This is a genomic window from Kitasatospora sp. NPDC053308 (genome assembly GCF_055585785.1).
Window position 1 is genome coordinate 46,428 of the sequence record NZ_JBVJJY010000021.1, and the last position, 21,617, is coordinate 68,044.

Annotated in this window: 23 protein-coding genes; 19 read left to right on the forward strand and 4 right to left on the reverse strand. The window is 72.0% G+C overall.

Annotation, left to right across the window (positions count from 1 at the left end):
• The first annotated feature begins 127 nt into the window (after positions 1-127).
• On the forward strand, positions 128-931 hold the full coding sequence (locus ACZ6Y7_RS32100; RefSeq protein WP_465761445.1) for a GntR family transcriptional regulator: 804 nt from the start codon (positions 128-130) through the stop codon (positions 929-931).
• Here the strand turns inward: ACZ6Y7_RS32100 and ACZ6Y7_RS32105 are convergent.
• A complete protein-coding gene (locus ACZ6Y7_RS32105) occupies positions 915-2,042 on the reverse strand; it encodes a helix-turn-helix transcriptional regulator (RefSeq protein ID WP_465761446.1) in 1,128 nt (375 codons plus the stop codon). The two genes, ACZ6Y7_RS32100 and ACZ6Y7_RS32105, sit on opposite strands and share 17 nt — an antisense overlap.
• Before the next feature lie 316 nt (positions 2,043-2,358).
• On the opposite strand from ACZ6Y7_RS32105, the gene ACZ6Y7_RS32110 reads away from it, so the two are divergent.
• The 6 genes from ACZ6Y7_RS32110 (at position 2,359) to ACZ6Y7_RS32135 (ending at position 5,784) form a co-directional block, all read left to right on the forward strand.
• A complete protein-coding gene (locus ACZ6Y7_RS32110) occupies positions 2,359-3,066 on the forward strand; it encodes a hypothetical protein (RefSeq protein ID WP_465761447.1) in 708 nt (235 codons plus the stop codon).
• A 110-nt stretch (positions 3,067-3,176) separates the two neighbouring features.
• Positions 3,177-3,470, forward strand: coding sequence for a hypothetical protein (locus ACZ6Y7_RS32115; RefSeq protein WP_465761448.1), 294 nt, complete (start codon positions 3,177-3,179; stop codon positions 3,468-3,470).
• A 220-nt stretch (positions 3,471-3,690) separates the two neighbouring features.
• Entirely contained in the window at positions 3,691-4,707 is a 1,017-nt protein-coding gene (locus ACZ6Y7_RS32120; protein WP_465761449.1) for a DUF2637 domain-containing protein, read from the forward strand.
• Complete coding sequence (locus ACZ6Y7_RS32125) at positions 4,704-5,081, forward strand: hypothetical protein (RefSeq protein WP_465761450.1); 378 nt, start codon at positions 4,704-4,706, stop codon at positions 5,079-5,081. The genes ACZ6Y7_RS32120 and ACZ6Y7_RS32125 overlap by 4 nt, the downstream gene beginning before the upstream one ends.
• The gene (locus ACZ6Y7_RS32130) at positions 5,078-5,401 is read left to right on the forward strand and encodes a hypothetical protein (protein ID WP_465761451.1); all 324 of its coding nucleotides are present in this window, start codon (positions 5,078-5,080) and stop codon (positions 5,399-5,401) included. Before ACZ6Y7_RS32125 ends, ACZ6Y7_RS32130 begins: the two co-directional genes overlap by 4 nt.
• Before the next feature lie 2 nt (positions 5,402-5,403).
• Positions 5,404-5,784: an RRQRL motif-containing zinc-binding protein gene (locus tag ACZ6Y7_RS32135; protein WP_465761452.1), complete on the forward strand. Its 381-nt coding sequence runs from the start codon at positions 5,404-5,406 to the stop codon at positions 5,782-5,784.
• Positions 5,785-6,271: 487 nt separating this feature from the next.
• Here the strand turns inward: ACZ6Y7_RS32135 and ACZ6Y7_RS32140 are convergent, their stop codons facing one another.
• Positions 6,272-6,982: a hypothetical protein gene (locus ACZ6Y7_RS32140; protein WP_465761453.1), complete on the reverse strand. Its 711-nt coding sequence runs from the start codon at positions 6,980-6,982 to the stop codon at positions 6,272-6,274.
• 62 nt (positions 6,983-7,044) lie between these two features.
• Between ACZ6Y7_RS32140 and ACZ6Y7_RS32145 the strand changes: the two genes are divergently transcribed.
• Positions 7,045-7,521, forward strand: coding sequence for a hypothetical protein (locus ACZ6Y7_RS32145; RefSeq protein ID WP_465761454.1), 477 nt, complete (start codon positions 7,045-7,047; stop codon positions 7,519-7,521).
• Here the strand turns inward: ACZ6Y7_RS32145 and ACZ6Y7_RS32150 are convergent.
• Both ACZ6Y7_RS32150 and ACZ6Y7_RS32155 read right to left on the reverse strand, forming a co-directional pair.
• Positions 7,508-9,985 (reverse strand): tyrosine-type recombinase/integrase, encoded by a 2,478-nt coding sequence (locus ACZ6Y7_RS32150; protein ID WP_465761455.1) that lies wholly within the window; start codon positions 9,983-9,985, stop codon positions 7,508-7,510. The genes ACZ6Y7_RS32145 and ACZ6Y7_RS32150 overlap by 14 nt on opposite strands.
• Positions 9,975-11,153, reverse strand: a complete 1,179-nt coding sequence (locus tag ACZ6Y7_RS32155; protein WP_465761456.1) for a tyrosine-type recombinase/integrase — start codon at positions 11,151-11,153, stop codon at positions 9,975-9,977. The genes ACZ6Y7_RS32150 and ACZ6Y7_RS32155 overlap by 11 nt, the downstream gene beginning before the upstream one ends.
• Before the next feature lie 27 nt (positions 11,154-11,180).
• Between ACZ6Y7_RS32155 and ACZ6Y7_RS32160 the strand changes: the two genes are divergently transcribed.
• The 11 genes from ACZ6Y7_RS32160 to ACZ6Y7_RS32210 all read left to right on the forward strand — a co-directional run bounded on the left by ACZ6Y7_RS32160 (position 11,181) and on the right by ACZ6Y7_RS32210 (position 21,584).
• On the forward strand, positions 11,181-11,315 hold the full coding sequence (locus ACZ6Y7_RS32160) for a hypothetical protein (RefSeq protein ID WP_465761457.1): 135 nt from the start codon (positions 11,181-11,183) through the stop codon (positions 11,313-11,315).
• A gap of 877 nt (positions 11,316-12,192) precedes the next feature.
• Positions 12,193-13,149 (forward strand): hypothetical protein, encoded by a 957-nt coding sequence (locus ACZ6Y7_RS32165; RefSeq protein WP_465761458.1) that lies wholly within the window; start codon positions 12,193-12,195, stop codon positions 13,147-13,149.
• Positions 13,150-13,260: 111 nt separating this feature from the next.
• The gene (locus ACZ6Y7_RS32170; RefSeq protein WP_465761459.1) at positions 13,261-15,477 is read left to right on the forward strand and encodes a hypothetical protein; all 2,217 of its coding nucleotides are present in this window, start codon (positions 13,261-13,263) and stop codon (positions 15,475-15,477) included.
• Between the two features lie 247 nt (positions 15,478-15,724).
• Positions 15,725-15,910, forward strand: a complete 186-nt coding sequence (locus ACZ6Y7_RS32175) for a hypothetical protein (RefSeq protein WP_465761460.1) — start codon at positions 15,725-15,727, stop codon at positions 15,908-15,910.
• A gap of 13 nt (positions 15,911-15,923) precedes the next feature.
• On the forward strand, positions 15,924-16,133 hold the full coding sequence (locus tag ACZ6Y7_RS32180) for a hypothetical protein (protein ID WP_465761461.1): 210 nt from the start codon (positions 15,924-15,926) through the stop codon (positions 16,131-16,133).
• Complete coding sequence (locus ACZ6Y7_RS32185) at positions 16,130-16,405, forward strand: hypothetical protein (RefSeq protein ID WP_465761462.1); 276 nt, start codon at positions 16,130-16,132, stop codon at positions 16,403-16,405. Before ACZ6Y7_RS32180 ends, ACZ6Y7_RS32185 begins: the two co-directional genes overlap by 4 nt.
• 110 nt (positions 16,406-16,515) lie before the next feature.
• On the forward strand, positions 16,516-17,124 hold the full coding sequence (locus ACZ6Y7_RS32190) for an SAM-dependent methyltransferase (RefSeq protein WP_465761502.1): 609 nt from the start codon (positions 16,516-16,518) through the stop codon (positions 17,122-17,124).
• Positions 17,125-17,209: 85 nt separating this feature from the next.
• Complete coding sequence (locus ACZ6Y7_RS32195) at positions 17,210-18,064, forward strand: bifunctional DNA primase/polymerase (RefSeq protein ID WP_465761463.1); 855 nt, start codon at positions 17,210-17,212, stop codon at positions 18,062-18,064.
• A 2-nt stretch (positions 18,065-18,066) separates the two neighbouring features.
• The gene (locus ACZ6Y7_RS32200; RefSeq protein ID WP_465761464.1) at positions 18,067-19,542 is read left to right on the forward strand and encodes an ATP-binding protein; all 1,476 of its coding nucleotides are present in this window, start codon (positions 18,067-18,069) and stop codon (positions 19,540-19,542) included.
• 540 nt (positions 19,543-20,082) lie between these two features.
• Positions 20,083-20,346: a helix-turn-helix transcriptional regulator gene (locus tag ACZ6Y7_RS32205; protein WP_465761465.1), complete on the forward strand. Its 264-nt coding sequence runs from the start codon at positions 20,083-20,085 to the stop codon at positions 20,344-20,346.
• Entirely contained in the window at positions 20,346-21,584 is a 1,239-nt protein-coding gene (locus ACZ6Y7_RS32210; RefSeq protein WP_465761466.1) for a tyrosine-type recombinase/integrase, read from the forward strand. Before ACZ6Y7_RS32205 ends, ACZ6Y7_RS32210 begins: the two co-directional genes overlap by 1 nt.
• The last annotated feature ends 33 nt before the right edge of the window (positions 21,585-21,617 follow it).

A 21,617-nucleotide genomic window follows, 5' to 3' on the forward strand; every position in this document is an offset into this window, starting at 1 on the left:
CGGACGGCCCACAGACGGCCCGGCCGCTGGCGCCACAAGGCAGCCCTCTTGCCCCCCTACGACTTCCCACTCTCAGGAGCATAAAGTGGCACGCACCAGTCAGCCGACGGAGGGATCTCACAAGGAGATGGGCGAGAAGACCGAGCGGGTGGAACACACCATCCGCGAGTGGATCGACTCCGGCAAGTTGGCTGTCGGCGCCAAGCTCCCATCCGAGCGCACGTTGTCGACCGAACTCGGTGTCGGCCGGACGACGGTCCGGCTGGTCCTGTCGAAGCTTGCCGCCGAAGGCCTGGTAGTTGCCCACCACGGGAGTGGCTACTTCGTCAGCGCCCGACGCCCGGAGGGGCAGGTGTCGCCCGACACCCCCCAAGAGGAGCCGCAGCCATGGCGCATCCATGGTGAGCGCCTGGTCTACGACAACCAATGGGTGAAGCTCGCGCTGGTGGATGTTGAGCCTCCCGGCGTCGAGCGCTTCGAGCACCACGTGGTGCGGCTTCAGCACGTCGCCATCACGGCCGTGGTCGATGACCAGGACCGCGTCCTGATGCTCTGGCGATACCGCTTCGTCCCGGGCCGGTTCGGCTGGGAGCTACCTGGCGGAATTGTGGACGCCGGCGAGGCCGCTGACGCCGCCGCCGCGCGGGAGGTCGAGGAAGAGACGGGCTGGCGCCCCGGCTCCGTTGAGCATGTGGTCACCTACCAGCCCATGGTCGGCATGGTGGACTCGCCGCACGACATCTTCGTGGCCAGGGGCGCTACGAAGGTCGGAGAGCCGACAGACGCTGAGGAAGCCGGGCGAATCGCGTGGATCCCCTTGACCGAGATCCCGGGCCTAATCGCCCGGGATGAGCTGCTCGGGTCGGGGACGCTTGTCGCCCTGCTCCACCTACTGGCGACCCGCCCTCAGCGGCCTACAGGCGCCCGGTAAGCCCCTCAATCCGCCTCCTGTGCCGGACCGACCCTGTTCGGTTCGCCAGGAGGCGGGCTTGTTGCAGGTGCTCCCTCGCTTGCCCGTACTCTCCGCGCACCAGGTGAGCCTGCGCCAAGTCGCACCGCAGCCCCGCTGACGCCCGCATGAATGCCGGGTCCATCCGTTCGAGGGCCGCGTACAACTCGGCCACGGCGGCGTCCTCTCCCAGGATGGCAAGGGCATTCCCGCGCCAACGTGCCAGGTGGTTGGCGTTCAGGAAGATGCTCAACATGTCCGGGTCCCTTAGCTCGTCCCCGGCCGGTAGCACCGCTGCTGCCTGGTCGAGCGCCTTCCGGCAGTCGTCCGCGAGGCCCGCCTTCGCGCACAGCTCCGCCTCCGCCGCGAACAGCCAGGCGGCAAGCCGCGGGGACACCTTGCTGCCTCCCGTGCGCTGGGCGTCGCGGACGAGGTCTACGGCCATTTCCGGGCGACCAGCGTCAGCCAGGACGTAGGCCTGCTCCGCCATGGCGTGGGCTAGGTACATGGGATGTTCGGCTTCGGCCGCCGCCCTCTTGCCCAACTCGTAGTGACGCCAGGCGCGTTCCACCGCCCCCGCGTCTAGCGCTTGCCACGCTGCGAGCGTGGCGGCGCCGGCCAGGGCCGCCGCTACAGGCCTTCTGGCGTCCGGGAGCACGGCGAAGGTCAGGGCATCTTCCAAGGCGTCGAGGTGCGCACGCATCTGGTCAACCAGAGCTGCCGCACCCATCTGCCTATCGACGCTCCGCAGCAGTTCAGTTTGGTTGAGCAAGGTATCCACCATGCCGAGGCTCAGACTCCGCGCGGAGTCGATGCGGCTGATCAACTCGTCGTAGCCATCCGCGGCCGGCGCGACCATGGATGAGGTGCCGAACAGCTCATCGTCGGTCTTCCCGAAAAGGGCCCGCAGGATGGTCGCGTAGGCGTCCGAGACAGCCCGCCGACCGTTCTCCCACTCAGAGATGTAGACCTTCAAGCTCGCCGGTGACGCCACATCCAGAAGCCGCTGCTCGGCGTATCGGATGATCTCGCGCACCAGCCGGTCCTGGGACCAACCGCGATCTTTGCGAGCCTGCCGAAGCCGTTCTGCCATATGCCCACCTCCGTCGTGGCAATGCCGTGAGTCCACAGCATGCCGCACCAGTGGGGCATGGCATGGGGGGTTAACAAAACTGGGTTAACCCCTGCTGGCTACCGGGCCGTTGGCACACGCAGTTCCATGGAGACACGGCCGAACCAGACAGGCCGTCAGGGAATCGCTTGACACTGGTGCGCACCAGTTGCAGACTACTGGTGCGCACCAGTTAGCCGACAGGCTCACTGAACGGGTGCTGCTTGTTCTCGCGACTTCCCGCTGTTGCCCGGTCTGGGCTGCCCCTGCGATACGCACGTGCCTAGGAGGCTTAGCCATGCCTGCCATGCCCCGCACGACCAGCACGCCGACTCTGACCGGCCGTTCCTACGCCCGCCGCGTGGCGACGCTGACCAGCGGTTCCGCCCAGTTGTCGTCGGGGGCGTGGGTGGCGGAGGCTCAGGGGACCGAGCGTCGGCGCCGGGCGGTGGTGTGCCGCCTCGGCCGGCTGACCGGTACCCGGTCGCCGCGCTGGAGCGGGGAGATCAGCGAGGAGGACTGGCGCACGGTTCTCGCGGCCGGCGCGGCGACCCTCGCCGAAACCGAGACGGCGGTCCGCGTCACCACCGAGGGGAACCGCGCCACGTGCGCCAAGTGCGGAACCAAGCTGAACCGGGCCAACACCGGCAGCCTGTGCAACCCGTGCCAGACCTCCACCGACACCGAGCCGGAGCACCAGCAGGCGCCTGCTAGCGAGCGTTCGGCGCCGGACCCGGAGCGCCTGGCCGTCGCGGCCCAGGAGTTCGTCCAGCTGGCCGCCCGCGACATCGACCGCGTGGTCGACCGGACTCGTAGTGGCCGGGTGGAGGCGCTGGTGAACGAGCTGCTGGCCGCCCAGCCGGCGGGCGCGCTGGACGTGGTCGGCGAGGACGAGCGCCGGTTGGTCGAGACGTGGAGCCCGTTCCGCAACGGCCCGCGCCACATCGTCCGGTGCGCTGACGGCTCGCGTCGCTACGGCAACGGCGAGTTGGTGCCGGAGCACTAAGCCCCAGCTCAACCCATCTACTGCCCTGCGCGGTGGACGGCTCCCGTGTCCTTGGCCGGAAGAGGAGCCGCCCCCGCCGGGCCCACCGCCAACTAGGAAGAGGTAGACCCGTGAGCTCGATTGTTGCAGGCCAGAGGCCCATGGACGAGGACGAGTTCGCTGAGCTGGCGCTCGGCCTCGTCGGGAACTCGGAGTTCGGCCAGCTGTTCACCGGAGTGCCCGGTGAGAGCGAGGTCGAGCGCGAGGCTCGGATGGACGCCGCGGACGACATCGTGGCGTGCCTGCGCCGGGAGGACCCGGTGCTGGCCGCCTACGCCCAGCGGCTTCTGAACACGGCGCCGACGCCGCTGCGGCGCCCGGCGGTCATCCGCCGCACCGCGAGCGTAGAGCGGGTGGCCGCGTGACCGCCGACGCCCGCGAAGAAGCCGCACGGGCCGCGGCCGCCGCCGAGGCGGCCCGGGCCGCTGCCACTGCCGCCGCCGAGTTGGCCCGCGCCACCCGCGAGAGGGCACAGGATCTCTGCGGGGCCGGATCGCCCGGGGGTGCCCAGTGACTCAGGCACCCGCTCACGGCGCTCACGACGCGCTCACCGCTCACCGGCCGATGGCCGCGGGGCGGGCTCCGATGAGCCAGGAGCAGATCCGCTCGGCGGAGAAGGCGCTCGCGCTGGGGACGTGGACGATCACGCTCGGCGCGGTCCTCTACAGCGTGCTCACGGTCACCCCGCTCATGTCCGGGCACTCCCCGAAGGGCTGGGAGTGGACGGCACCGGTTCTGCCGCTCGTGGTGGACGCGGCGGTGGTGATCGTGGTCCGCATGGACAGCACGCTCGCCCGCCTCGGCGGCGACGGCGGCCGCTGGCCGGCGGTGCTGCGCTGGATGACCGGCGCCATGACGGTGCTGCTCAACGTGGGTCAGTCCGCCCTGAACCACGACAAGGTCGGGGTGGCGGTCCACGCGGTGGCGCCGCTACTGCTGATCGTCACGGCGGAGACTTCCCTCGCCTACCGGCGGGCGATCGCCGCCGCGCTGGCCGCTCGTGATGCCCGTGAGCGCGGTGAGCGGGCCGAGCGCCAGCGCCGCGAGGAGGAGCGTCGCCGGCGGGAACGCGAGGACCGGTTGGCCGAGTACGACCGGGCCGAGCGAGCCGAGCGTGAGCGCCGTGAGCACGACGAGCGGATGGCCCGCGAGCAGCGTGAGCACGAGGAGCGCATGGCCCGCGCGGAACGCGAGGAACGGGCCCGGAAAGAGGCTTCCGAGCGCGAGGAGCGGCAGCGCAGGGAGGAAGCCGAGCAGCGGGAGCGTGAGCGTCGTGAGCGCGAGATGAGCGAGCGTGAGCGCCGTGAGCGCGAGCGTGAGCAGGACGCCGAGCGGGAGATCGAGCGGCTGCGGCAGGAACTGCTGTCCGCGCCGGCCGTGACCGGGCGCCTGCCCGAGGACGAGGCCCGTCTGAAGATCCAGACCTGCGTGGTGGCCGGCGTCCCGCAGCGCCGGGCCGTCGACCTGACCGGCTGGTCGGCCGGCTGGGTCGCCAACCGCTACCAGGAACTGCGCTCGGCCCGGCCGGAGCGCCCCGCCCTGCACGCCGTCGCCATGACCGACGACAGCACCGCCGACATCACCGAGGAGCAGGCATCGTGACCACCCCTACCGAGACCACCGGCATCACCGGCACCCAGATCAACGCGGCCGCCGCCCTGATGGCCCTCCTGACCGCCCACCCCACCCTGCCCACCCCGGCCGTCACACTGGAGCAACTGCGGATCCCCAGCACGTACGACTTCGCGTGGGGGCTGGACGTCGCGCTGCACCGCGACCTCGACCACTTCGAGCAGTGGCGCCAGGCCCTCGACATCGCCCCGGACGCCGTCGACTTCGACACCGTCTCGTCCGGCACGCTCGGCTGGCTTACCGTCACCATCACCTACGCGGGCGTCCCGCTGAAGCTGATCGGCTACCACGTCCCCCGCTTCCCGATCGAGCGCGCCAACCCCGGCAAGGAGGACTCCCGATGACCACCCTCGCCACCAGGGGCGACGCCGCCCACACGCTGATGATGCTGCTCATCTCGCACGAGAACGCGCCGCAGCCCGAGTTCGAGCTCTACGAGTACATGACCGGCAGCGGTGACATGGGCTGGGGCATGACGCTGGTGCTGCGTGACTCGCTCGGCGGGTTCGAGTACTGGCGCCGGGCGCTCGACCTGCAGTCCGGCAGCCTTGACTACGACTTCTGCCACGGCACCGTGTGGCTGCGCGTGACGGGTGAGTACGAGGGCGTGGAGCTGCAGCTCATGTCGATGGCCGAGATCCCCGCCCCCGGCACCGGGCAGTAGCCGTGGCCCGGCCCCGGTTCTGGGACCCGGAGGGCCGCCGGTTCGGGGGCATCCCCACCTACCCGTGGAGGATGGCCCCGGCCGGCCTGCTCACCCGCCGACAGCTCCGTGCCCGCGGCTTGCGCCCCGGCGGGCAGCAGGTCGCCGCGCAGCTCATGTGGCGCTCCCGCCGCTCCACCAACGGCGTGCGCGTCGCCTACCTCTACCGCCTCACCCACGCCAAGCCCGTGCGCCCCATGACCGACGCGCGACGCCGGGCCCTGGCCGCCGCCAACGCGGCCCGCCGCACCTGCCCGCAGTGCCGACGCGACGCCGGATACGTCCTGCCCGCGCACCTCGGCACCTGCCTGCCCTGCGCCGACGGCATGCCCCTCGCGGCCTGAACCCCCCAACCAGCCTGCACCACGACGCTCTTGGAGCCCCCATGACCAGCGTTCGCGCTGCCCGCTTCGCCGCCGCCTACGCCCTCTTCCGTGCCGCCGGCGACGTGGCGGACCACTGGATCCAGACCGACCACCAGGCCGCCACCAAGGGCCACCACGACCACACCGACGGGCAGTCCAGCGCGGCCGGCCGCCGCGCCTGCGCCGCCCACGTCGCCACCTACACCACCACCCAGGGCGTCGCCCTCATCGCCGGCACCCGCCTGCTCGGCGTCCGCCTGAGGCCTGGCCCCGTCGCCGCCGCGCTCGCCCTCAGCGCGGTCACGCACTACATCGCCGACCGGCGCGAGCCCCTGCGCCGCCTGGCCGACGCCACCGGCAAGGCGAAGTTCGTGCGCCTGGCCGACCACGGCATGAACGGCGCCTACGCCCTCGACCTTCTACTAACGGGACGGTCATGCGAGTGGCTTTGCCTCGATGCTGGGTTTCAAATGGCGATCGGGAGGGCCTCGATCCAGCAGTCCGCGACCTTGGGCGCGATCACGGCCCGGGCATCTTCCGCGTCGGTTTCGGTGAGGAAGACGCCAGCACCCGAAACGCCTGCCCCGTTAGCTGGTTCGACTCGGGTCATGACGACGTAGACGTGGCGATAGCGCTCTCGGCGGACCGGGTCGCCGTCGGTGGTGCTCAGAGCGGTGATCAGTTCCGGCACCGAGGCGAGGTTGAAACTGGGGCCGGCGCTGAACAATGGCTGGCTGGGCCAGCGAGGCCTGCTGGCGTCGACGTCGTTGAAGAAGCTCTGCCGAGTGGGCGGCAGGACGCCCTCGTGCCAGCCGACGGCCATGGCCACGACGTAGTCGATTTCGCCCTTGCTTTCCAACATGAAGACTCGATCATCGCGATAGAAGCGAATGCTGGGGTAGGCGGTTTGGATGCCATCGGCCTCCTGGACAGTTGCGCATCGGATGACCAAACCGTCGTAGACGTCCCGGATCTTCAAGACTCCAGCAGGCTTGAACAGCACGTCGATTGTGGTGTTAGCCAGGTCACCAGGGCGATCCAGGTCCGCGTGGCTGCGCAACAGCAGCTGGCCGTGGCTGTTGGCGTAGGCACAGAGCTCGAACCTACGGCCGCTTCTGAAGAGTTCCGTGCCCGGCTGCAGCGTGGACTCGGTGTTGAGCCACTCCTTGGTTGTCATGCGGGCAACGCTGTCGATCGTCTCCGTCCCTCGTCAACTCGATTGGGTCGGGGAGGTCACCGATGATCGCGATCGATCAGGTTGCCACCTTGGCCACGTTCGGCTCGGTGTGGGCGGTGCTGGCGGTAGGTCACAACATGGCGGACCACGTGTTCGGCCAGAGCGACCACCAGGCGGCGAATAAGGGGGCGCCGACGGCCGAGGATGTGGCCGCCGGGGCGAGCCCGCGGCGGGGCTGGGCGGCGTGTCTGGCCCACGTCGGCCAATACCACCTGGTTATGGCCGCTTTGCTCGGCCTGGTGTGGCTGTTCATCCCGCTGCCGTTGTCGGTGACCGGGGTGGCCGCCGGGTTCGTGTGGTCGGCGGCCACCCATGCCGTGTTGGACCGGCGGTGGCCGGTGCGGTGGTTGTTGCAGCGCACCGGCTCGCCGGACTTCGCCGAGCTGCGGGCGGCCGGGCTCAACGGGATGTATCTGGCCGATCAGGCCCTGCACTCCGGGGCTCTGCTCGTCTCCTCGCTCCTGATCACCCGTCTGTGACCTGGGGTTTCTGATGCGGAATCACGGGAAGTCCCAGCGGGACCGGGCCGGTGCGCTGGAATCGCTGGACCTGCTCGCGCTTGCTCCGCAGGAAAGTGAGGGTGAGGTCGAGTCCGTCGATCTCACCCCGCCAGCCCTCGGTGACGGCGCGCTCGCGGCGGGCGAGGAGGTCCTCCTCCAGCTCGTCCAGGCGGGGCAGCATCTTCGGGTTGATGCTCAGCATCGGGCAGCGGATGCAGGCGTGTTCGTGCGTGCAGGGGGTGCCGTAGGGCCGGCCGCAGGAGCCGAGCTCGACCCGGCGCTTGTCGAAGTGCTCGTTGAACTCGCTCCACTCGGTCTCGGTCGGCTTGCGGTACTCGCTCTCGGGCCGTTGCGCCCGGCGGCGGTCGAGGAACTCCTGGTAGTGCCGGACCACGTCGTCGTCGAAGACCGCGACGTAGCCACGGGTGGTCTGGATATTCAGGTGGCCCAACAAGGCCGCGCCGATGTGGATCGGCAGCCCGTTGTTGACCAGCTCGGTCGCGAAGAGCCTGCGGAAGTCGTGCGAGGCGAACTTCACCTCCGCGAACCGCGGATCGGCGGAGACCAGCCCATCGGCGGTGCGGTGGATCATGCGCCACATCGTCGTGTTGGACATCGCCTTGACCGCCCCGGAGTGAACGGTCTGGAACAGGTAGGGCAGCGGCTCGCTCCAGATCTTCTCGTGCAGGTCGTAGCGGGTGCAGACCGGGACGGTGCCGTGCGCGCTGATGTGGCGGCGGATCACCTGGGCGATGACGTGGAAGAGCTCGGCGGACATCGGGATCACCCGCTCCCGGTCGCTCTTGGAGGGCGTGATGACCAGCAGCGCGACGACTTCGCCGCTGAGCCGCTGGTAGTTGCGCACGCTCAGGTGGGTCAGCTCCGTGAGCTCCTCGGCGCGCAGGCCGGCAAGCCGCAGCGTCTCCACGATCGCCCACTGCCAGAACGCCTGGTTCTCGGCGTGGGTAAGCTGCACCAGTTCGCCGGTACTCCTGTTGACCGCGCGGACGGCCGCGGTCGACGGGTCGGGCCTCTTCACGTCCGATTTCGCCGAGACGCGCTGCCACTCGACGCCATCGACGGTGAACCGTTCGCCCAGGCCGACGGCGCGGGCCGCCTCCAGCAGGGTTCGCCAACGGTGCCACTGGTCGGTGACGTGCTGGGACAGGATCGGCACCAGCGGCTGGCGCTCGCGGGTGCGATTGGCCATCCGCTCCTGCAAGCGCCGGCGGCGGACGTGGAACCACCGCAGGTCCTCGTCGCGGATCGGGCAGGGCGCGACCCATTGCGCCCAGCGTTCCGGTTCGGCGACCGCCCAGGTGTGCAGGTCCAGGTAGAAGGCGCGGACCGCCATGAACGGTGCGTCCAGGTGCAGCCGGGGCGTGCCGTCCCGGTTGACCAGCAGCTTTTCCTTCCAGTGCGCGACCGCCTCGGCGGTCAGCCGCAGGTCGGCCTGGTCGGGGTTGAACTCCTCGATTACCTTCCAGAAGAGCCGGACCAGGTTGCTGACCAGTCCGGTGAGGCTGGAGTAGTCGATTTCGACGGATCGGCGGCCGATGTAGTCCACCAGCAGGTCCCTCACGCCTTGGTTGCGGAGCTGGTGCTTGTCGACCAGCTCGGCCACGGTGCGCTGACCCCTGGTCACCGCGCCCCGCAGGGTGCGTGGGGTCGAGGCCGGGAAGTGCCCCATCTCGGACAGCACCACCCATGTCTGTGTGGCGGCGAAGCAGCCGTCGGCGGCCACCTCACCGGGCGTGACGCCGTACTTCCTGGACTCCATCGCGTAGTGCAGCAGCGCTTCGGGGGTCAGGTCGGCGATGTCGATGCCGAATACGGTCAGCGCGATGCACATGTCGAACTGGGCCCGCCGGATGGAGGCGCCGCTCATCGGCAGCTTCAGGGTCCGCTCGAAGAACTCCTCCAGTACCGGGTCCTGGGCGAGCTGGCGGAACCAGCCGACGTAGTCGGAGAACCGGTAGGAGCGGAAGGCCAGCAGCGACGGTTGGATCACGCGCATCGCGAAGGCGTGGCCGGCGGCGGTGTTGACCGCGCTCATGATCGCCTTGGAAGTGCCCGGGTAGAGGTCCTTGGCCAGGCGGCCCCGCTCGTTGAGCCCGGACGCCTCCCAGCGGTCCTGCCAGGTCGAACCGGGGAACTGTTCCAGGAGCTTCAGCAGCTTCCGCATCCCCTCGACCGGCCGGGAGGTGCTGCGGGTCAGCGAGCCGAAGGCCGTGCCGGCGAGCTCGGCGATCTCCTGGGCCGGGGCGGTCGACAGCTCGCCCAGCGGCCGGGGCGGATGGACCGGTGGCGGTGGCGGCGCCGGCTGGACCGCCGTCGGAGTGAAGGCGAAGTCCCGTTCGTAGACCTCGACCGAGTGGCGGCGGACCCGGCCGGTGGTGGGCCCCTTGACCCGGGCGCTGGTCCCGACCTTGCTACCGGGCACCGAACACCACCGCCACGTCCTCGGGGTCGTACTGCTGCGACCAGGCGGCCGGTTGCTGAGGTCGGCTGTAATGCTCGGCGAGCTTGTCGACCAGGTCCTCCAGCCCGACCACGGTGTAGAGGGCGGTGGTGGTGATATGCGAGTGCCGCAGGATCGTCTGCACCTCCGCCAGCGTCATCGCCGGATCTCGGGCCAGCCGAGTTGCCGCCGTGTGCCGGGCGTCGTGCAGCGTCCAGTTCATGCCCAGGTGCTCGGTCGCCCGCTGGAGGATGCGCCGGGCCGCCCAGTAGGTCAGCGGCTTCACCTCGCCGCGGCGGGTTCGCCAGACCGGCTCACCGGGGCCGGGCAGGCCGGCCTCCTCCAGGTAGGCCGCGAGGTAGGCCAGGGCCTCCGGGGAGACCGGGACGGGCTGACGCTCCCGGGTGCCCTTGGAGATCACCCACAACTGGCCCTTGTGCCAGTCGATATCGCTCAGATGGATGCCCAGCAGTTCGCTGGCCCGAGCGCCGGAGGAGACGTAGCAGGCCAGCAGGGCGCGGTCCCGGGTGCAGCGCATCTGCGCGAACAGCTCATCCCATTGCGCGTCGGGGATCGCCCGGGGCTGGCGCACCGGCACCTTCGGCCGCAGCCGGCCCCGCTGGTGCCGGGCCTGGGCGTCGATCGGAGACCGGTGGGCGAGCGCGGAGCGGCGGGCCCGGTTCTCCGGCACCGGGTTGAGCACGGGCCCGCGTCCGAAGTGCAGGTGGAAGGCGTAGAACCCGTGCACCACCGAGAGGCTGTGCGCGATGGTCGCCGGTGCGTACCCGGTCGGCAGGATCCGCTTGCCGGTCGTCGGATTCACCGACCCGGGCGGGTGGCCACCCTCGCGATGGCGCTGCCGCTGCGGATTCCGGGCCGCCCGCAGCCAGCCGACCATCGCCGCGACCTCGGCTTCGGTGGCTCGCTCCCAACCGACGTCCACTGTCCACAGCACCCGGAACCAGCGCAGCAGATCGAAGGCATAGCTCCGGCAGGTCAGCGGGCTCACGTCCCCCAGAAACCGGTCCCGCAGGTAGGCGCTGACCGGCTCGACCTCCCGGCCCGCCGCGTCCACCACCACCCAGGGCAACGACACCGTCGGACCGGCGATCACCGCGCCGGCGCCCGTCAGCTGTACCCGACCATCCATCAGATCCCGATGAACACGGGAGATCTCATGCGACAACGACATGCCCAGATGCTCCAGAACTGCCGCCACCGAGTCGAGCCGGTCACCGAGTTAGTGCAGTCAACTGACCAGGCGTGGCACCACGCCTTCGAGACCGCCGCCGCCCTCATCGCCTCCGCCTGACACGCGGCCTGAACCGGATCGGAGAACGATGGTGAACACCAACCCCTCCCCGTCCCCCAGTGCCCCGCCCCTCACCCCGCCCCCCACCGGCCCGGCCCCAGTGCCCGCCGCGCCGACTGGCGCCCGCGCCGGTGGGGCTTCTCCGCTTCCGCACACGCGGGGCGGTCTGCCGGCCGTGCCGCTCGCGGTGACCACGCTGAACGGTGTGGTCGGGGTGGCGTCGGCGGCGGTGCTGACGTCCGGCCCGCTGGCCGCGCTCGCCGCGACCGCCGGGACGGTCGCCACCAGCGCGATCGCCGGACGCGCGGCCCGGCGCGGCGCCGCGAAGGCCGCCCAGCGCGCCGCCGCCGCTGCCCAGCGTTCCGGCGGGCCGGCGCCCCAGGGAGCCGGAGGTCAGCACGCCCCGCACCTGTCGCTCGTCAAGTCGCCCGCCGGGCCACGCCGTTCGGGCGGTGGGCCGGGACGCCCCGGCGCCACGGCCGCCTCCGGGCAGGGCCGTGGGGGCGGCGGAGCGGCCGGGGTGCCGCGTCAGTCCCGCACCGCCCCAGGCGCTTCCGCTTCGCCCACGGGTCCCGGTCCGGTGCGGACGCCGGGCGGTACCCGTACCGCCACCGCCAGCACCGGCCGTGGCGCGGCCGGTCGGCCGGGCCCGATCCGGAATCCCGACCAGCCCCGACAGTCCGGCGCGGGCGAGCGTCAGGGTTCGGCCCGGCGCTCCGTTCTGGCGGGGGCTGGATCCCGCGGTTCCGCTGAGCGCGGCCCGGCCGCTGGTGGGGTGCTGCGGTCGTCGCCGTCGGGAAAGGTGGCGGGCCGTGCGGGGCGTCTGGGTGGCCGGGTCGGTGAGGTGCGGGCGATCCGGGCGGCGGACCGGGCGGCGATGCCGTCCCGTGCCGAGCGACGCACCGGGCAGACCGAGGCCCGCCGGTCGGTCGCGGACGCCCGCCGCGACGCCAAGGCCGCCGCCCGGGAGCGCCGGGACGTCGAGCGGGGGCCGGTCGCCCGGATGCTGGCCAAGCCCGCCGCGCTGGTGCGCCGGGGCCTGGACAAAGCCCGAGGCAAGGCCCGCGCCGCCGTCGACGAGACGGCCGACCGCAAGGTCGCCGAGGCCCGCCGGGAGGTCTGCCGCAAGGCGCTTCGCCGTGACGCCCGCAAGCAGCTGGTGCGCTCGGCCGCCCGGTTCCACGGCCGCCGACTGTGGGCCGCGGCGCTGGCCGGGACGGTCGGGCTGGTCGGGATGGTGACCACCCCGCTCGGCCGCAAGCTCGGCGTGCCGTGGCTGATGCACCCCGGCCGGCGCGTCTACCGGCACCTGGTCGCCCAGGCCGCCGAGCAGCGCTCCGGGCGGGACGACGCGATCCGCGCGGCCCTGGCCGAGGCCGAGCTGATCGTGGACCGCGCGATCGACAAGAGCGTGTCCGGCAAGGTGCCGCGCGCTCCGAAGAACACGCACCGAAACGCCCAGGGAGGCGCCATGTCCGACACCCCCGAGTCCGGTTTCAGCTTCGCCGAGGTCGCCTCCGAGATGTACACGGCGGCGCTGGACTACAACCCCGACGGGATGATGCAGGTGCTGGCGGCGATCGAGTCCATGCCGCAGGGCCTGGAGTCCGTCGCCAACACCTTCCGCGTCCTGTCGGAGCGCTCCGACGAGGAGTTCCCGCTCGACAAGTCCGTCGGCGAGGGCCTGAACGAGGTCTACACGCTGCTCATGCAGGCCGTCAGCGCGGCCGAGGAGGTCGGCAAGGCCTTCCGCACCGCCCACGAGTACGACATCGCCCGCAACGAGGACCCCCGCACCGGCGAGCAGATGTGGGACGTCGGCGCCAACCAGTAGCCCCCGCAGCCGCACAAGCAGCACCACCGGGCCGCCCCGCCACCTCGCGCCGGGGCGGCCCGCCCCATCCCCGCACCAACCCCACGTGTCGTCCTGCTGCCTGGAGCCACCGTGAACCAGTCCGACCCCATCACCCCGGCCGCCGCCCCCAAACCCAAGCCCCGCAAGACACCCGACCCGACGACCACGTGGGTGCCGCCGCTGGACTGGGCCGCCACCCACGGCCCCGTCTCCGGCGCGATCTCCGCCGCCACCGGCGCCGGGGCACTCGCCCTCCTCGGCGCCGCCACCCACATGCCGCCCGGCATCCCGCTGGCCGTCGGCGCCGCCGGTGCGCTCGGCCACGGCATCGGCGCGAGCGTCCGGCGCCGCCTGACCGGCCGCACCATGGCCACCCGCTCCGCCTCGTGGCTGCTCGCCGGAGGCTGGACCACCTGGGCCATCACCACCGGCCCCCTGTCCTGGGCGGCCGCGGGCACCCTGGCCGCGCTCGGCGTGGGCATCGGCGCGATGGCCGCGGACTGCGCGATCCGCGAGGAAGCGGTGGAGCTGGAGCGGCTGAGCGACGAGGCCCGCGCCGCCGCCCAGAAGCTCAACGGCGAGCGGGAGGCCGTCGCCGCCGAGTGGGCCGACCGGATCCAGCGCGTCACCGGGATCCAGGTCACGGTGTTCGCGGTCGAGTTCTGGAAGACCGGCGCCGGGTTCTCCCTCGCCGCCGAACTGCCCGGCGGCTCCGCCACCTGGGACCGCATCGCCGGCCACGCCCGCGCCCTGGCCCAGGACGCCCGCCTGCCGCTCGGCTGCACCGTGTGGGTGGAGGAAGGCGACCGGCAGGGCCGCGTCGTCCTCGACATCGCCAGCGTCAACGTCATGGCCCAGGACTACCCCTACCCCGACGACTACTCGGCCCTGTCCATCCTCACCGGCATCCCCTGGGGCCTGCTGCCCAACTCCGACACCGCCGAGGTCCTGCTGCGAGAGGCGTGCGCGCTGATCCTCGGCCCGCCCGGCTCCGGCAAGTCCACGTTCATCGACGCCGTCCTCGCCGGGTTCGCCCGCTGCGTCGACGTCCTCACCTGGGTGATCGACCTCAAGGCCGGCGCCGTCGGCATCCCGTGGGTCCGGCCGTGGCTGGAAGCCCAGGGTCTGCGGGCGCCGAAGGCCGGCACCGAACGGCCCCCGGCGGACACCCGCCCGGGCGTCGACTGGCTCGCCTCCACCCCCGAGGAGGCACTGCTGATGATCCAGGCCGTGCTGCGGATCAACGCCGCCCGCCAGCAGGGCTACCAGGACCTGATGGACACCGAGGACACCACGCTTCTGCCCATCTCCGCGAACCTGCCGCAGATCATGGTCGTGGTCGACGAGGGCGCCGAGCTGCTGTCCGCCGCGTCGTTCACCGACCGCACGATGAAGGCGCTTCAGGAGGGCGTGAAGAAGGCGATGCGGACCACCCGCGCCATGGGCCTGCGGTTCGTCCTGACCGCCGTGGACGGCAACGTGTCCGCGATCGGCGACACCGCGATCCGCAAGTTCTCCCCGGTCGGCGTCGCCCTGACCTCCGGGGAGTCCGCCGGGAACAACGTCCAGAAGCTCTGGCCCGGCGCCAAGGTCGACACCCGCCAGCTCCGCGCCAAGGGCTGCGGTGTGATCGGCGACGCCGGCGCCGACGGCTTCGCCCCCACCGGCTTCAAGGGCTGGAAGACGTCCCCGAGCATGGTCCGCGACGTCGTACTCGCCACCAACGCCCGCCGCCCCCGCCTCGACCCGGTCTCCGCCCGGGCCGCCGGCGACGACTACACCCGCCGCTGGAGCCCCGAACGCGCCGGATGGCTCTGGGAAAACGCCACCGGCACCACCCCGACCATCCCCACCCCCGCCCCGGCCGCCGAAAGCCCGGCGGCGGGCGCGCCCGCACCGGTCGGCGGCGGGCTGAACCTCTCCGCCCTCCGCGACCAACCCAGGACCAGCCCCGGCGGCGAGCCGACCGAGGAACTGGCGGACGTCATCGCCTTCCCGGGTGCCAAGCCGCAGGGCCTGAACCTCGGCTCACCGCGCAAGGACACCCCGGCCGCCGACCCCGCGCCGCGGCTGCTCGTACGCGCCCACGCGGCCATCACCACCGACGGCTCGGACCGCATGTTCATCGCCGACCTCGCCACCGCGCTGGACGCCGACGCCCAGACCCTCGGCGCCGAACTCAACGCCCTCCTGCGCGCGGTGGGCGTCGAGCGGCCCGGCGCCGGCACCGTCCGCATCGACGGCGCCAGCAAGGCCGGCTTCTACGCCCACACCCTCGACGAGGCCATCAAGCGCTACCGCCAGTAGCCGCCAAAGGTCACACAGGGCCACACAGCGAGGGCCACACAGGCCCACACACGGCCGTGTGCCCCACACAGACGCGTGTGGCCCTCTGACCTGCCCGTGTGGCCCGTGTGGGGCACACAGCACGCCCCACACGAACCCCGGGTCCGGCCCCCGGACCCACCCCCAGCCCCACACGCCCGACACGGCGTGTGCCCCACACAATCCCATGACTGCCCGTCACCACGACGCACCGGAAGGACCGCCCACCATGGCCGTCACGATCAGCGTCACCATCCTGCTCGCCATCATCGCCATCGTCCTCGTCCGCGCCCGCCGCACCACCCTCGGCACCGCCGCCATCATCTGGCTGTCCGGCTTCACCACCGCCGGCACCGGTCTCGCCGACCCGGTCAACACCTTCATCGCCGCCGTCGCCCACCTCGTCCACACCTGAACCGGCGCCCGCGATGAACACCCCCGCCGCGATCCGCCCGCTCGCCGCCGTCCACCTGCGCGAAGCCCTCCAGGCCACCGCCGACCACCAGCCCGCCGCCGCCCTCGCCGCCCTCATGCACATCGACCCCGAATCCTGGACCGCCATCGAACAGCGTCTCGCCGTCCTCGGCACCGACCTGCTCGACGTCCTCGCCCACGCCACCACGGGAGGCACCCAGTGAGCACCACGAGCGACCTGATCGCCACCGCCGTCCTCATCGCACCCGGCACCATCCTCAGCATCCCCGTCGTCCTCTCCCAGCGCGGCTCCCGCGCCGACAGCGCCACCGTGCGGCAGGCGCTCGCCGCCTCCGCCGCCGAACGCGCCGCCACCACCGAGACCGCACCGCCCGACGGCGGCGAGGGCGCCCCCGCCCCGGCCGTCACCGCCCCGGCGGCCCGGCTCGCCACCGTCCTGCCGTTCACCGGCGCCGGTGCGCGCCGGGCCGCCTGAGAGGGCCGCCTGTGGACACTCCGATCCGTCCGGCCGCCGACTGGCTGCCCGCCCGGCCCTGGAACGGCCTCACCCTCCTGGACACGTACTGCTGCCAGGGCGGCGCCGGCATGGGCTACTACCTCGCCGGATTCGACGTCCTCGGCATCGACAAGGACCCGCAGCCCCGCTACCCCTTCCGCTTCGTGCAGGCCGACGCGGTCGACTTCACCGCCCGCTACGGGCACCGCTTCGACTTCCTGCACGCCTCCCCGCCGTGCCAGCACGACAGCGAGACACAGCGTATCCAGCGCAACCAGCACCCCGACCTGATCGGCCCCACCCGCGAAGCCCTCGCCAGGACCGGTCGGCCGTGGGTGATCGAGAACGTCGGCGGCGCCCTGCCCAAACTCCACGACCCGGTGATGCTGTGCGGCGCCATGTTCGCCCTGCCGACCTACCGCCACCGGTGGTTCGAGCCCGGCGGAGGCCTCACCCTCACCGCCCCCGACGACCCCGAGCACACCGCCCCGCAGGCCAAGATGGGCCGCCCCATCCCGCCCGGGCACTTCGGCCACTTCGTCGGCAACTTCTCCGGCGTCCCCCACGCCCGCAGCGCCCTCACCGTCCCGTGGATGAACCGCGACGGCATCCGCGAGTGCATCCCCCCGGCCTACAGCCGCTTCATCGGCCAGCAGGCCGCCCGGCAGCTCAACGCCATCGCCGCGCAAGCCGCCTGAAGCGAACGGCAGCGGCGGCCCCCTCCCGCCAAGAACGGGGCCGCCGCCAATCCAGCACCGTCTTAGAGAACTGGAGACCTCCAGCATGACCCAACCCACCCGCATCCGGGGAGAGCACCTGCCCGTCGCGCTCTCCCTGGCCGCCGACGGCGTGCCCGTGCTGCCGTTGCGAGCCGGGAAGGTGCCGTTCGGCAACTGCCCGGCCTGCGTCGGCAACGCGTGCGGCGGCCGGCCGAACATGAAGACGCCGGGCCCATGCGAGTGCCCGGCGCCGTGCCACGGCTGGGCCGCCGCCACGACCGACCCCGACGTCATCAACTCCCCCGCGTGGACGCGGGCGTGGGGCCAGGCGGAGGCGGTGGCCTACCACCCCGGCGGCGCCGGGTGGACCGTCGTCGACCTCGACAACAGGGACGCCATCGCATGGGCGCGGGAGGCTCTGCCCGCGACCCGGACCGTCGCCACCACCCGGGGCGAGCACTGGCTCTACCGGGGCGCCATGTCCTCCGCCAACGCCGTGCGGTCCGGCGTGGACATCAAGTCGTCCATGGCCTACGCCCGGTGGCTCGGCCCCGGCACCGGCCCGCTGACCGCGCTGCCGGACGTCGTCCGCGCCCTGGTCGTGAAGGCGCCCGCGGCTGCCCGGCCGGCCGTCGTCGCGGTGCCGGCCCCGGCCCGGGGCGGGCTGTGCCCCCACCGCAGGCCGGCCTTCCTGGAGCGCGGCATCGCCATGGCCGAGCAGCGCATCACCGAAGCCGCGGCCGCCGTGCACAGCACGGTGTTCGCGACGTTCCTCGCCGTGCTGTCCACGCACGGCCGGTGCGGCTGCCTGACCGAGGCGCACACCGCCCGGTTGTTCGCCGCCGCGCAGGCCCGAGGCGAGTCCCCGCGGCACTGTGCCGACGCGTGGGCCAACGCCGTCCACAGGCTGGGGATGTAGCCGTGGCCGAGGACGAGAAGACCCCGGCCCGCGAGATCATCGCCGACTACGCCCAGCGGCACTTCCGGTACTTCCGCACCGCCGATGGCACCGTCTACGCCCAGAAGGTGGGCCACCCGGTGGCCCGGCCGATCCGCTCCCAGGGCACCACCGGCAGCCACCGCCAGGAACTCATGGTCGGCCTCTACCGGGACGGGGTCGGCGTGTTCAACGGAACCGCACTCAAGGAGGCTCTGGACTTGATCGAGGCACTCGCGCTGTCCGAGGACGTGCAGCCCGTCCACATCCGCGTCGCCCCCGGATTCGACGGGGCCACCTGGCTCGACCTCGGGCGCGCAGACGGCCTGTCCGTCCGCATCCACCCCACCGGCTGGAACATCACCACCCCGGACCCGCGAGAGGTCTGCTGGAAGCGCACCCAGCTCACCGGCGAACTCCCGCTGCCGGCCAAGGACACCGACGGCAAGGGCATCGACCTCATGCTTAGGCTCACGAACTTCGCCAACGCCCAGACCGAATGCCTGGCCCTCGCCTGGCTCATCGGCTGCCTCTCGCCGGGCGTGCCCGTCCCCGCACCGTTCCTCACCGGCCCCCAGGGCGCGGGCAAGTCCACCGGCGGTCGGATGCTCGTGCGGATCATCGAAGGCATGAGCGGTGACCTGCGCCGGGCCCCGAAAGACGAAGAGAATCTGATCGCCGCCGTCGCCGCCGGATGGGTCACCGCCCTGGACAACCTCTCCCACATGGGCCCCGACCTGTCCGACGCCATGTGCTGCATCGTGACCGGCGCCGAGAGCGTCAAGAGGGCGCTGTTCACGGACGGGGACGTCCACCGCTCCGCCTATCGCCGGCCGCTGCTGCTGACCGGCATCGACGTCGGCGTCATCCGCCCCGACCTCGCCGAACGCCTCCTGCCGCTGCGGCTGGAGCGGCCCCGCGTCCGGCGCACCGAGGCGGAGCTGTGGGCCGAGTACGCGGAGGTGCTGCCCGTCGTGCTCGGGTCGCTGCTCGACCTCACGGTCAAGGTCCGCGCGGCCGAAGCGGAGACGCCCACCGACCTGCGCATGGCGGACTTCGCCCACCTGTGTGCGCAGCTCGACGCCGCGACCGGGTTCGGGGCGCTGGCCGCCTACCGGGCCAGCCTGGACGACCTGAACGACGACGTGATCGAGGGCGACCTCCTCGCGCAGACCGTCCTCAAGCACGCCGAGACCATCGAGATGGGCACCGCGCAGCGCATGACGTCCACGGAGTGGCTGCAGGTGCTCGGCCGCGTCTACAGCGGCGACGACCTCCGCCCGTTGCCCAAAGGCTGGCCGACGACCGGGAAGGTGCTCTCCGACCGGCTCAAGCGCCTCCAGCCGACGCTCGCGGCCCGGGGTGTCCTGATCGACACGGGCCGCGCCCATGAGGGCCGCTACCTCGAAATGGCCCACCCGGCCGTCCCGCCCCCGCACGAACAGCCCCGGCTGGTCTGACCCGCGCCTCACCGACCGGACAAGCAAGAAGAGCACCGGCGCCGGGTGCTCTTCTTGCTGTTCGGCGAAGCCGCTCAAAGGACGCGCCGCGAAGCGGCTCCTTCTTTCGCTCTGAGGCGCACCCGACTACAAGCAAACAGCTCCTCCTTTTTTTCCTAAGTAGGAAGACGCTGCGTCACCTGCGTCACGCGAGCCGAAAAACGGCCCCTGACCAGCGACTACGGGCGTGACGCAGACGACGGCCGCTGCGTCACCGCTGCGTCACCGCGTCACGGGCTGCGTCATGCGGTGACGCAGCCCGTGACGCACGCCAGACCGCTGCGTCACGCAAAACACCAGGTCAGAGGCCCGGGTGACGCACATGACGCAGTGACGCAGAAATCCCCACCTAGGACAATCGCGGACTGCGAGAAGCCCCGGCTCGCTCGAACCACCGCCCTGCGTGCTGATCACAGGAGGGCTCGTCATTGTCCGCAACCAGCGTCCGCACTCGTCATTCGGAAGGCAGTCATGCCCGAACCCATGCTTACTCTCGCGCAGGTGGCCGAGCTGCTGGGCTCCCTCAACCGGCCCGACCCCTCGTCCGCCGGGCCCAGTGGCCTTCTCGGTGCCGGGTGGTACTCGACCGAGGAGGTTGCCGCGCTCATCGGAGTCGACGACTCGACGCTCCGCCGCTGGCGCACCTCGAAGCCCATGCAGGGTCCGCCGTTCGTCCGCTTGAGCTCCCGCATCACCGTCTACAGCGTTCCCGACGTCGAGGCCTGGCTGAAGTCCCGCCGCATCGTCCCCGGAGAGGCGGCCTGATGCCCCAGCAGAACCCGCCGATCGGCGTGAAGTTGTCGACCGACATCGAGCACCGCCCCGAGTACCCGAAGCCCTACCGGGGCCGGGTCCGGTGGTTCGACCCCGTGTCGGGCGACCGGCGGTCGCGCTCGGAAATGTCCGAGACGATCGAGGAGGCCGAGGCCTGGATCGCCGGGATGGAGCGGCTGGCCAGCCGCGGCGTGACCCCGGCGACCGCGACCATGCCGCTCGCCGAGTACGGCGAGTCGGTGATGGAACTGGCGCTGCGCGGGCTGGAGTCCAAGACCCTCGACCCGTATCGCGCCGGCTGGCGGCTGCGGATCGTCCCGACGATCGGCCACCTGCCTCTGCGCACCGTCACGAACGGCGTGATCGACCGCGCCGTGTACGGCTGGATCGCCGACGAGGCCGGCCGCTCCACCGTGAAGAACACCCTCGCCGTGCTGGTGCGCGTGATGGAGCAGGCCGTCCGGGACGGTGTCATCGACGCCAACCCGGCCAAGGTGAGCGGCTGGCAGCGGGAGTACCAGCGCGCCGAGGACGAACTCGACGACCCCCGCGCCCTCGCGCTGCCGGACTGGGAGACCCTCGACAAGCTCGCGACCGCCCTGGTCCTGCGCTCGCACGGGGAGTTCCGCGGCTGGGGCGACGTGGTGCGCTTCGCGGCGTGCACGGCGGCCCGGATCGGCGAGGTCTCCGGCGTGCGCCGCAAGGACATCGACCGCAAGCGGTGGACGTGGGACCTGTGCCGGCAGACCACGACCGCCCCCGGCGGCCTGACGGACAAGGGGACCAAGGGCAAGCGGCGCCGGACGGTGCCGCTGATCCCGGAGATCCGCGAGCTGGTTGCCTGGCGCCTGGACGTGATCGACCAGGACCCGATGGCGCGGCTGTTCACCGGGCCGCGGGGCGGGCGGATCACCACCGCCGTCCTGCGGGACGCGACGCACTGGGACGAGGTGGTGGTCGCGCTCGGATTCGAGCACCTGCGGCGCCACGACCTCCGGCACACCGGGCTGACGTGGATGGCCGACGCCGGGGTGCCGCTGCACGTCCTGCGGAAGATCGCCGGACACGGGTCGCTCACGACCACGCAGCGGTACCTGCACCCGGACCGGCGCTCGATCGAGCTGGCCGGCGACGCGCTGAGCGCGCACCTGAGCGGGCCCCGCGAGGCCCCTGGTCCCGAAGTGGTCCCGCCGGAGTCCCCCGGCCGCCACCTGCGGCTCGTCCGCTGACCCAGCCTCGGAAACGGCAAAAGCCCCGCTGGC